The sequence below is a fragment of the Paracoccus aestuariivivens genome, assembly GCF_009711225.1.
Classification (GTDB): Bacteria; Pseudomonadota; Alphaproteobacteria; order Rhodobacterales; family Rhodobacteraceae; genus Paracoccus; species Paracoccus aestuariivivens.
On record NZ_WMIE01000038.1, the window covers coordinates 1 to 11,171 of the forward strand.

General features: G+C 64.2%; 9 protein-coding genes. 8 read left to right on the forward strand and 1 reads right to left on the reverse strand.

The window, feature by feature from the left end:
• Positions 1-203 precede the first annotated feature (203 nt).
• Entirely contained in the window at positions 204-452 is a 249-nt protein-coding gene (locus GL286_RS22740; RefSeq protein WP_246185062.1) for a DUF1214 domain-containing protein, read from the forward strand.
• Positions 453-620: 168 nt separating this feature from the next.
• Here the strand turns inward: GL286_RS22740 and GL286_RS21520 are convergent, their stop codons facing one another.
• On the reverse strand, positions 621-1,538 hold the full coding sequence (locus GL286_RS21520) for a LysR substrate-binding domain-containing protein (protein ID WP_155097621.1): 918 nt from the start codon (positions 1,536-1,538) through the stop codon (positions 621-623).
• Between the two features lie 121 nt (positions 1,539-1,659).
• On the opposite strand from GL286_RS21520, the gene GL286_RS21525 reads away from it, so the two are divergent.
• From GL286_RS21525 to GL286_RS21555, 7 genes are all read left to right on the forward strand, one after another.
• Entirely contained in the window at positions 1,660-2,961 is a 1,302-nt protein-coding gene (locus GL286_RS21525) for an MFS transporter (RefSeq protein WP_155097622.1), read from the forward strand.
• A 23-nt stretch (positions 2,962-2,984) separates the two neighbouring features.
• Positions 2,985-4,109, forward strand: a complete 1,125-nt coding sequence (locus GL286_RS21530) for a tartrate dehydrogenase (RefSeq protein ID WP_155097623.1) — start codon at positions 2,985-2,987, stop codon at positions 4,107-4,109.
• 11 nt (positions 4,110-4,120) lie between these two features.
• Entirely contained in the window at positions 4,121-5,383 is a 1,263-nt protein-coding gene (locus GL286_RS21535; protein WP_155097624.1) for a glycerate kinase type-2 family protein, read from the forward strand.
• Positions 5,380-6,828: a pyruvate kinase gene (gene pyk, locus GL286_RS21540; protein WP_211596475.1), complete on the forward strand. Its 1,449-nt coding sequence runs from the start codon at positions 5,380-5,382 to the stop codon at positions 6,826-6,828. The genes GL286_RS21535 and pyk overlap by 4 nt, the downstream gene beginning before the upstream one ends.
• A 9-nt stretch (positions 6,829-6,837) precedes the next feature.
• Positions 6,838-8,115, forward strand: a complete 1,278-nt coding sequence (gene eno / locus GL286_RS21545) for a phosphopyruvate hydratase (protein WP_155097625.1) — start codon at positions 6,838-6,840, stop codon at positions 8,113-8,115.
• A 113-nt stretch (positions 8,116-8,228) separates the two neighbouring features.
• A complete protein-coding gene (locus GL286_RS21550; protein ID WP_155097626.1) occupies positions 8,229-9,182 on the forward strand; it encodes a tripartite tricarboxylate transporter substrate-binding protein in 954 nt (317 codons plus the stop codon).
• Positions 9,183-9,503: 321 nt separating this feature from the next.
• Positions 9,504-10,736, forward strand: coding sequence for a cation:proton antiporter (locus GL286_RS21555; protein WP_155097627.1), 1,233 nt, complete (start codon positions 9,504-9,506; stop codon positions 10,734-10,736).
• Positions 10,737-11,171 lie beyond the last annotated feature (435 nt).

Sequence of the window (11,171 nt, forward strand, 5' to 3'; positions counted from 1 at the left end):
GATGTCAGCACAGGGGAAATGGCGCAAACTCGATGGCCAGAACCGCCTGCCCGAAATCATCCAAGGGGTCGAGTTCCGAGACGGTCTCCGCCAACTTCAAGCCCCCGCCTGAGCAGGCGTCACCAACCTTCGCCCATATCTCGCGCTTGCCTCCCGGACAGCTGCCTCCCGTCAACGCATTTTGGTCGCTGACGCTTTACGAGATGCCGCAGAGTCTGCTCTACGCCAATCCCATTGACCGCTACCTGATCAATTCGCCGATGCTGCCGAGCCTCAAGACCGACGCGGACGGGGGAGTGACGCTTCTGATTCAGCACACCGCGCCCTTCGATAGATCGAACTTGCTGCCAGCGCCCGAAGGGCCCTTCTTCATGGCAATGAGGTTGTATTGGCCAATGTCGGCGGCACTCGACGGTACGTGGCAGACACCGAAACTCGAAGCCGGTGATTGAGCGTCGATGATCCGTGAGGAATTATTGAAGGTGTCCACGACCCTTTGCCGCTGCTAGGCGCTTCGACCTAGCAGCGCGACGGCATTCACATCTGCCGACATTCAGCGCGAATGCAGCGAAATCCGTGCAAGCCGGCGGGATCCGTTCTTTGCGGGCTGCAGCTAAGCTTCAAGCGCGAGCAGCATAGCTGTCGATGATCGCCAGCAATATCTCAACAACGGCATCGCGTGTCGGATCGCGAACGTCGCGCGGCCAGACGACATGCAGCGGTAACCTGGCCCGAGCGCCGCCTTGGCTCGCGGCCAATTCGCAGACCTGCACGCCGGGCGGCGCGAGTGCGGACCACCAGCGCGGGATAATTGCAGCCCCGATGCCCGCTGCGACCATGTTCATCATGGTCAGTTTTTCATCGGCGTTCTGGATGATGGTTGGCTCGATATTCTCGCCTTCGAACAGAGCCAGCACGGAATCGTGGCTGTGGGGACGCGAGCGGCGGTCGGGCACGATCAGGGGCACGTCCTGTAAGTCAGTGACATTGACCTCCTGAAGGCGGGTCAGCGGGTGGCCGGTCGGCAGTAGAACGACCGAGCTTTCATGCAGCAGGAAATGCCCGCGCAGACGGCGGTGGAACGGCATCAATCCCGGCCGGACCAGCGCCAGATCCAGATTTCCCGCCAAGAGGCGCGGGATCAGCTTGGCAGAGCGTTCCTCGACAAGCTGGATCTTCAGATCAGGATGGGCGGCATGCACCGCCGAAAGCAGGCCGGGAATCAAGCCGCTTGCCGCGGTGTCGATCGCACCGAGGCGCAGGACCTGCCTGCCTTTGCGACCCATCTTGCGCCATCGCTGCTCGGCTGAATCGACCTGCTCGAGCAAGACCCGCGCTTCGCGGATCAGCTTCAGACCTTCGGGGGTGATAACGACAGATCGGGTGGTGCGCTCGAATATCTGCACGCCTAAGCTGTCCTCCAGCTGTCGCACGGCCCGGCCCAAGGCGGCGGGTAGCATTTCCAACCGCGCTGCGGCGCGGCCAAAATGCATTTCATCCGCCACCGCGACGGCGCAGCGCAATTGCCTTAGGTCCATCCGCTTCCTCGTTCATTATATCGTTTCAGTATATATTTCTTAAACGATTGAGGAAAGCGGCCCGACCCCGGTATTTTGATCCCAAGGCGCGGAGGAGCGCTTTCATATTCGGGAGGACCGCATGAGCAACGCGCTCGAAAAGCGCGTCATGAGAAAGATCTCATGGCGCATCATTCCCTTCATCATGCTGCTCTATTTCATCGCGTTTCTGGATCGCGTGAATGTGGGCTTCGCCGCCATCCACATGAACGAGGATGTCGGCCTCAACCCCGCGATCTTCGGCTTCGGGGCGGGGCTGTTCTTCATCGGCTATTTCCTGTGCGAAGTGCCCTCGAACCTTGCGCTGGAACGCTTCGGCGCGCGGATCTGGATCGCGCGGGTCATGGTGACCTGGGGGCTGATCTCGGGGGCGATGGCCTTCGTGCAGGGTCCAACCAGCTTCTACGTCCTGCGCTTCCTGCTGGGCGCCGCCGAGGCCGGGTTCTTTCCGGGCATCATCCTGTATCTGAGCTACTGGTTCCCTGCCAGTTCGCGTGCCCAGGTGACGGCGCTGTTCATGGCGGCGGCCCCGATTTCGGTCGCGCTTGGCTCGCCGATCTCGGGCATGCTGCTGGAAATGGACGGACTCATGGGCTGGCACGGCTGGCAATGGATGTTCGTGCTTGAGGCCATCCCCGCATTGCTTCTGGGCGTGGTCGTCCTGTTCTACATGACCGACCGCCCAGAAAAGGCGAAATGGCTGACTGCCGAAGAACGTAACTGGCTGTCGAGCACGATGAATGCCGAACGCGCCGCCAAGGAACAGGCCGGCGCCAGCCATTCGATCCTGAAAGGCCTGACCGATCCGCGCGTGCTGGCGCTGTCTCTGGTCTATTTCGGAACCTCGGCCGGGCTTTACACGCTGGGGATCTGGGCTCCGCAAATGCTGCACGGGCTTGGCCTGACCTCGGTCCAGACCGGTTTCGTGAACGCCATTCCGCCGATCTTCGCCGTCATCGCCATGTATACTTGGTCGCGCCATTCCGACCGCAGCGGCGAGCGCACATGGCATGTCGCCCTGGCCTGCACCGCCGCCGGTATCGGCCTGTTCTTCGCGGGCTTCGCCGTCTCTCTGGTGGCCGTCGTCCTGGCGCTGGTTGTGGTCAATGCCGGGGTCAGCGCCGCCAAGCCGCCGCTCTGGAGCATGCCGACCATGTTCCTCTCGGGCTCGGCCGCAGCGACCGGCATCGCCACGATCAACTCGCTAGGCAATCTGGGTGGCTTTGTCGGCCCCTATGCCATCGGCCTGATCAAGCAAAGCACCGGCAGCTTCGAATGGGGTCTCTATTTCGTCGCTGCGCTGCTGATCCTCTCGGCCGTCGTCACCCTGATCATCGCCGGTGTCGCGCGTCGTCAAACCGCCGCCCTCGCCGCCACCCATTGAATCCAAACCAAGGACATCATCCCATGAAAACCTACAAGATCGCCGCCATTCCCGCCGACGGTATCGGCCCCGAAGTGATCGATGCCGGGCTGCAGGTGCTGAACGCGCTTTCCGAACGCGACGGTGGCTTCCGCCTCGACGTGACCAGCTTCGACTGGGGCTCGGATCGCTATAAGAAGACCGGCGCGCTGATGCCCGAGGACGGCCCCGAGCAGCTCAAGGCGTTCGACGCCATCTTCTTCGGTGCCGTGGGCGCGCCCGACGTGCCCGATCACATCACCCTCTGGGGACTGCGCCTGCCGATCTGCCAGGGCTTCGACCAATATGCCAATGTCCGCCCGACGAAGATCCTGCCGGGCATCAAATCGCCCCTCGCCAATGTCGGCACCGGCGATCTCGACTGGGTGATCGTGCGCGAAAACTCCGAGGGCGAGTATTCCGGCCATGGTGGCCGCGCCCATAAGGGCCTGCCCGAAGAGGTCGGGACCGAGGTCGCGATCTTCACCCGCGTCGGCGTCACCCGGATCATGCGCTATGCCTTCAAACTGGCCCAATCCCGGCCGCGCAAACTGCTGACGGTGGTGACCAAATCCAACGCGCAGCGCCACGGCATGGTGATGTGGGACGAGATCGCCGCCGAGGTCTCGAAGGAGTTCCCGGACGTGACCTGGGACAAGATGCTGGTCGATGCCATGACCGTGCGCATGGTCAAGCATCCGCAAAGCCTCGACACCATCGTCGCGACCAACCTGCATGCCGATATCCTGTCGGATCTCGCCGGCGCGCTGGCGGGTTCGCTCGGAGTCGCGCCGACGGGCAATATCGATCCCGAGCGCCGCTTCCCCTCGATGTTCGAACCGATCCACGGCTCGGCCTTCGATATCACCGGCATGGGCATCGCCAATCCGGTTGCGACCTTCTGGACCGCCGCGCAGATGCTGGAGCATCTGGGCGAGGCTGACGCCGCGAAGCGCCTGATGACGGCGGTCGAGCAGGTTTGCGCGCAGGGCGTGCTGACCCCCGATGTCGGCGGCTCGGCCAATACGCAACAGGTGGCCGACGCGGTCTGCGCCGCGATCCGGGGCGCGAATGACGTGACGCAGCAGGCGGTCGAGACCGCGCGCCGCAGCGTCGCCGCGATCGGCTGAGGCATAGGGTGATGCGCGATTTGAACCCCTCTGCCCGTGACCTGCTGCTGCAGCTTTTTGCTGCGGCGGTGGACAGCGCCGATCCGGCGAAGACGGTCGCGCGTCACCTTCCCGAACTGCCCCGTGGTCGCGTCGTGGTCGTGGGGGCCGGGAAGTCCGCTGCCGCCATGGCCCGCGCGGTCGAAGAGGCCTGGCCCGAGGTAAATCTTACCGGTGTCGTCGTGACCCGCTACGGCCATGCCGTGCCGACCCGCCGCATCGAGGTGATCGAGGCCGCGCATCCTGTTCCCGACGCGAATGGCGCCATGGCTGCGCGCCGCATCCTGCAGGCGGTCAGCGGCCTTGGCCCGGATGATCTGGTGCTGGCGCTGATCTCGGGGGGCGGCTCGGCGCTGATGACCGCGCCTGCCCCGGGTCTGACGCTGGACGAGAAGATGCAGGTCAATCGCCTGCTGCTGGCCTCGGGCGCGCCGATCTCGGTGATGAACCGCGTGCGACGCAGGCTGTCCTCGGTCAAAGGGGGCCGGCTCGCGCTGGCCGCCGCCCCGGCGCGGATGGTGACGCTTGCCATCTCGGACGTGCCGGAGGACGATCCGCTGGCTATCGCCTCGGGCCCGACGGTGCATGATCCAGATGCGGGAGGCGATCTTTCCGAAATCGTGAACCAACTTGGCCCAGACTTGCCTGCCGCCGCAAGGCGCCTACTGCTGGCCACCCCGGACCCGATCCCCGAATTCGCAGCCGATTACAGACTGATTTCGACCCCGCAGATGGCGCTGGAGGCTGCGGCCGAACTCGCCCGCACGGTTGGGGTCAAGCCCCTCATCCTCGGCGACGCGATCGAGGGCGAGGCCAGTGCCGCCGGACAGATCATGGCCGGAATCTCCCGCAGCGCTGCGCTACATGGCCATCCCGTCGCGGGACCTGCCGTGCTGCTTTCGGGCGGCGAGACCACGGTCACCATCGGCGACGCCAAGCCGGGCCGAGGCGGGCGCAACACCGAGTTCCTGCTTTCCATGTCGCTGGCACTTGACGGACAGACCGGCATCCACGCCTTGGCCTGCGACACCGATGGCATCGACGGGACCGAGGATGCCGCAGGCGCGATCATCGGCCCCGACACGCTGATCCGCGCCCGCGCCGAGGGCCTCGACCCGCCTGCGATCCTGCGCGGCCATGACAGCTACAGCCTGTTCGACCGGATCGGAGATCTGGTCCGCACCGGTCCCACCCTCACCAATGTCAACGACTTCCGGGCGATATACATCCCATGATCATCGATAAACGCGTGACTACCTCTCCGCTGCTGCGCGACCGTCGCGCCAAGATCGTGGCGACGGTCGGTCCAGCCAGCCGCTCGCCCGAAATGCTGCGCCAGTTGTTTTTGGCCGGGGTCGATACCTTCCGGCTGAATTTTAGCCATGGCAGCCATGACGACCACCGCGCAGCGCATGACCGCATCCGCGCGCTCGAGGCCGAGTTCGGCCAGCCCATCGGCATCCTGCAGGACCTGCAGGGCCCCAAGATCCGCATCGGTCAGGTGCCGGGTGGCCCGCGTGAGCTGCAGCCGGGCCAAAGCCTGACCCTGCGCCTTGGCGCGCCCCGCTCGGAGGATGATGTCCCTCTGCCTCATCCCGAGATCTTCGCCGCGATCCGCCCCGGCCATGCGCTGCTGGTCGATGACGGCCGCATCCGGCTGGAGGTGACTGCGCATGACGCCGACTGCATCACCACCCGCGTCGTGGCGTGCGGCAAGCTGCAGGACCGCAAGGGGGTGAACCTGCCCGACACCGTCGTTGCACTGCCCGCGCTGACCGAGAAGGACCGCGCCGATCTGGAATTCGGCCTCTCGCTCGGCGTCGACTGGATCGCCCTCTCCTTCGTCCAGCGCGCCGAGGATCTCACCCTCGTCAAGGATCTCATCCAAGGCCGCGCCGGCCTCATCGCCAAGATCGAGAAACCCTCGGCGCTGCTGGATCTCTCACGCATCGTCGCCGAGGCCGACGGGGTGATGATCGCGCGTGGCGATCTCGGTGTCGAGATCCCGCCCGAAGAGGTCCCCGGTCGCCAGAAAGAGATCATCCGCCTCTGCCGACAGCAGGACCGGCCGGTGATCGTGGCGACGCAGATGCTGGAATCGATGATCTCGACACCCACGCCGACCCGGGCCGAGGCCTCGGATGTCGCCAATGCCATCCATGACGGCGCCGACGCGGTGATGCTTTCGGCCGAGACCGCCTCGGGCCAGTTCCCGGTCGAGGCGGTCGCGATGATGGACCGCATCATCCGCCGCACCGAGACCCATCCCTTCTACGCCGCCTCGCTTGAAGCCAGCGCGCCGCAGGCCGACACCCCGAACCGCGCCATCGCAGGAGCGGCGGTGGACCTCGCCCAGGCCATCTCGGCGCCAGCCATCGTGGCCTTTTCCTCGACCGGAGCCTCGGGACGCCGCATCGCCTCGCGCCGCGCGGCGCGATCGACCGTGTTGCTGACCGCCAGCCCCGATGTCGCGCGACGCATGGCGCTGGTCTGGGGCATCCGCTCGAGGCTCGCGGCCGAGATCGCCGATCACGACACCGTGCCGATCATCGCCGAAGAGGCGGTGCTGGGCCTCGGCATCGGCCATGTCGCGCAAAGCATCATCGTGGTCTGCGGCTTCCCCTTCGGCGTGCCCGGCACCACCAACAGCATCCGCGTCACCCAGCTTGGCAGCGCGTAAGGAAATCTCATGACCGCCATCATCGACATTTTCGCGCGCGAGATCCTGGACAGCCGCGGCAACCCGACCGTCGAGGTCGATGTCACGCTGGAGGACGGCACCATGGGCCGCGCCGCCGTGCCCTCGGGCGCCTCGACCGGCGCGCATGAGGCCGTCGAGAAGCGCGATGGCGACAAGTCGCGCTACATGGGCAAGGGCGTCCTTGAAGCCGTCGCCGCCGTCAATGGCGAGATCGCCGAGAACCTGATCGGCGAAGACGTCACCGACCAGATCGGCATCGACCGCCTGATGATCGAGCTGGACGGCACCCCGAACAAATCCCGTCTGGGCGCGAATGCGATCCTTGGCGTCTCGCTGGCCGTGGCGAAAGCCGCTGCCGAGGCGACCTCGCAGCCGCTGTTCCGCTATGTCGGCGGCACCAATGCCCGTGTCCTGCCGGTCCCGATGATGAACATCATCAATGGCGGCGAGCATGCCGACAACCCGATCGACATCCAGGAATTCATGATCATGCCGGTCTCGGCATCGAGCATCCGTGAAGCGGTGCGCATGGGTTCGGAAATCTTCCACACGCTGAAGAAAGAACTGTCGGCGGCAGGTCTTTCGACCGGGATTGGTGACGAGGGCGGCTTTGCCCCGAACCTGTCCTCGGCCCGCGATGCGCTGGACTTCATCCCGAAGGCCATCGAGAAGGCCGGTTATGTCCCCGGCGAGGACATCATGCTGGCGCTGGACTGCGCCTCGACCGAGTATTTCAAGAACGGCAAATACGAGATGAAGGGCGAGGGAAAGTCGCTGACCTCGGCCGAAAACGTCGCCTATCTTGAGGCGCTGTGCAACGACTACCCGATCCTGTCGATCGAAGACGGTTGCGCCGAGGATGACTGGGAAGGCTGGAAACTGCTGACCGACACGCTGGGCGACCGCGTGCAGCTGGTCGGCGACGACCTGTTCGTGACCAATCCCGACCGTCTGGCCGAGGGCATCGAGCAGGGCTGCGGCAACTCGCTGCTGGTCAAAGTGAACCAGATCGGCACCCTGACCGAGACGCTGGACGCCGTCCGCATGGCCGACCGCGCGGGCTATACCTCGGTCATGTCGCACCGCTCGGGCGAGACCGAGGACGCCACCATCGCGGATCTGGCTGTCGCAACCAATTGCGGCCAGATCAAGACCGGCTCGCTGGCGCGTTCGGACCGCCTTGCGAAATACAACCAGCTGATCCGCATCGAGGAAATGCTGGGCGCTTCGGCCGAATATGCCGGGAAATCCGTCCTGCGCGGGTGATGACATGGGACGAGGCAGCCTTTGGGTTGCCCCGTCCCCAGACTGCCTTGGGAGGAAATACATCAACTAACGCCGCTGAGGTGCGGCATCACGCGTTCTTTTGGGAGGAAGATATGCAGAGAATTCTAACTTCGACTTTGGCTGTGACAGCGCTTCTGTTCGCGACCCCGCTCGCGGCCGAGGACTATCCGTCGCGCAACATCACCATCCTCGTCCCGGCTGCCGCCGGCGGGCCAAGCGACACGGTCGCACGCCTTTTGGGCGAAGCCATGAGCAAGGATCTGGGCCAGCAGGTCATGATCGAGAATGCCGGTGGGGCTGGCGGCTCGCTGGGCGCGGGTCAGGTCGCCAAGGCCGACCCCGACGGCTACACCCTGCTGCTCTATCATATCGGGGTCGCGACCTTCTCCTCGCTTTATCCCGACCTGCCCTATGATCCCTCCGAGTTCACTTCGGTGGGCCTCGTGACCGAGGTCCCGATGACGCTGGTCGGGCGCAAGGATCTGCCGGCTTCGGATATCGGCGGCCTGCTCACCTGGCTGAGGGGCGAAGGCAAGGGCGCTTCCTTCGGCACGGCGGGCGTAGGTGCCGTCTCCGATCTTTGTGGCCGCCTGCTTGTCGATACGACCGGGGTCGAATTGAACGTCGTTCCCTATAAGGGCACCGGTCCCGCGATGAACGACCTTCTCGGTGGCCAGATCGACTTGATGTGCGATCAAACCACCAACACCGCCAATCAGATCGCCTCGGGCTCGATCAAGCCCTTTGCGGTCACGACGCAAAAGCGCATCGCACTTCTGCCCGAGCTGCCAACCCTTAGTGAGAGTGGGGCTAACGTCGATATCAGCGCCTGGCACGCCGTCTGGGCCCCTAAAGGCACGCCCGAACCGATCCGCCAAAAGCTATCGGCATCGCTGCAAAAGGCCCTGACCGATCCGGCATTGATCGAGCGCTTCGCCGCCCTCGGCACAGAACCCGTCGCAGCCAAACTCGCCACGCCCGAAGCGATGGACATGCATTTCCAAGCCGAGATCGAGCGCTGGAGCGGGCTACTCAAAACCGATTGAACTGGCGCGTGCAGCTTTCGGCATATGCCCGTCTCAAACCGGTCATCGAGCCAACCTGAATTGGGCTGTCGCGATGGTGGCCCATTGGCGCTTGGTCTGGAACATAAGACGGCCATGCCGAGGGTGGTGTTCAAGAGATCAACAGCAGACCTCCCCCAGCCGCACCGCCCCCAGTCGCCGGAATGCGCAACGGTTGCTCTAGCTTTCGAAACCATCGCTGGCGTCGTGTGGCGATCGCGATGTGGCGGCCCCGTTCGACTTGAAGATTGTTATTTTGGGCGGGTGCGCTCAAGCTTCGGCTAAAGACCCGAGGGGCAACTTATGACCATCCTGCAAATTACTTCGCTGCTCGTGGTGCTGGCCGGGGTGTTCGGCTCGGTCAACTATTTCTTTCTTCGATTGCCCCCGTCGATTGGCATCCTTGTCGTGGCATTGGCGGCATCGACCATGGCGATGGTGTTGGACTGGCTGGCACCCGGCATCGGGATCGCCGATGCGGTGCGCGCGGTGGTTCTGGATATCGAGTTCTCGACGGCCTTGCTTGACTGGATGCTGGGGCTGCTCCTGTTTGCGGGTGCGCTGCATGTGCGGGCGGATTTGCTACGCGAACAGGCGCTGCCGGTCGCGGTGATCACGCTTGTTGGAGTGCTGGTCTCGACCGCCGTTGCGGGTATCGGCTTCGCGTGGATTACCGGATTTCCGCTTGTCGTGGCGATGGTTTTCGGGGCGCTGATCTCGCCCACCGATCCGGTCGCGGTACTTGGCGTGCTGCGCGAGGCGAAACTGCGCAAGTCGCTGGAGATCCAGATCGCAGGCGAGAGCCTATTCAACGACGGGGTTGGCTACGTGGTATTCCTGTTGCTGGTCGGCTTGGCCTTTCCGCTGCAAGGTGAGCATCACGCCGAAGGCTGGCAGTCTGTCGCGACCCTGTTCCTGCGCGAGGCGGTCGGTGGAGCAGCTTTGGGAGGGGTGCTGGGCTGGCTGACATTCCAGCTGATCCGCCACATTGACGATTATGCGCTGGAGGTGCTGATCTCGCTTGGGCTGGCATTGGGGGGCTATGAACTGGCGGTGGCGATCGGCGTATCGGGGCCGATCATGGCTGTCATCGCAGGCCTTTTCATTGGCGATGTCGGCAAGAAATTCGGAATGGGCGCGATTACTCAGGAGTATCTCGACAAGTTCTGGGAGATCATCGACGAAATGTTGAATGCCGTGCTGTTCCTGTTGATCGGCGTCGAGGTCTTTGCCCTCGCGCTTGATCTGGACATGATCCGTGCGGGCGTGTTGGCAATCGGGTTGTCGCTCTTGGCACGACTGGTTGGGGTGGCGGCTCCGGTCCTCCTTTTGCGGTCATGGGAGCCACAGAAGCGCGACGTCATTCCGATCATGACATGGGGTGGGTTAAAAGGCGGCATTTCGGTCGCTTTGGCGCTGTCGCTGCCAGATAGCGAATGGAAGCCGACCATTCTTGCCGCAACCTATTTCGTCGTCGTGTTCTCGATCATCGTGCAGGGGCTTTCGATCGGGCTGCTTGCGCGATGGCTGAAGTAGCGCGGATCGGGATGGAAAAGCCGCCACGATCCGATGGGATGCTGGCCTAAAATCTTGTGCCGTCAGCTCTGATGTCTGTGCGGATAGCCGTGGACTTTGCTTCGCACGGCGCGCTGTCCAAGGGGTGGACGCGCTAGCCCAGATGCGACTTTGGTTGGCGGGAAAGTTTGGCGCGCCGGTGGCCACGTCCGAGCAGGTTGGCCTTGAAGACCTCGGCGGGGGTGCGGAAACCGAGGCATTTGCGGGGGGGGGGGCGCGTTCATAGCGCATGCGCCCGGTGATCTGCTCGGGCGTCCAGTCGGCACGCAGGCAGCGCTCGACCCGGTCGCGGATTCTGGAATCGCGGACCAGCTTGCGTCGACGGGTCCGGCGCGCATCGCAGCGGCTCTGCGCCACGACGCACCAGTAGCCGCTGAGCTTCGGGCTCTCGCTGTC